The organism is Flavobacterium sufflavum (genome assembly GCF_004016525.1).
In the GTDB taxonomy this organism is placed as follows: Bacteria; Bacteroidota; Bacteroidia; order Flavobacteriales; family Flavobacteriaceae; genus Flavobacterium; species Flavobacterium sufflavum.
The window spans coordinates 1-248 of record NZ_SACJ01000054.1; the positions used below are offsets into that span (position 1 = coordinate 1).

Sequence of the window (248 nt, forward strand, 5' to 3'; positions counted from 1 at the left end):
AGTGCACTTCCATTTGCATTGGCTGCCAATGTGTATGTCAATTCTCCGTTTGCTGTTATCGCTGGTTGTACCGAGAATAAACTGTTATTGTTATTGGCAACAGTAAACGTTAGTGTTTGTTCTACTTCATCTACAGGACCTGCACTGATACCTGTTGCCCAACCAGGAACACTGATGGCTCCTGCATCTTCCAGTTTAGCCTGGTCATCTCCTTTAGTAAAAACCGGTACATCATTCACAGATGTTAC

1 protein-coding gene is annotated in these 248 nt (G+C 43.1%); it reads right to left on the bottom strand.

The genetic code is table 11. The features are described 5' to 3' along the window. Window positions 1–248, bottom strand: a 248-nt coding sequence (locus EOD40_RS18105; protein WP_164905522.1) for a hypothetical protein, incomplete at both ends; no start/stop codon positions are given.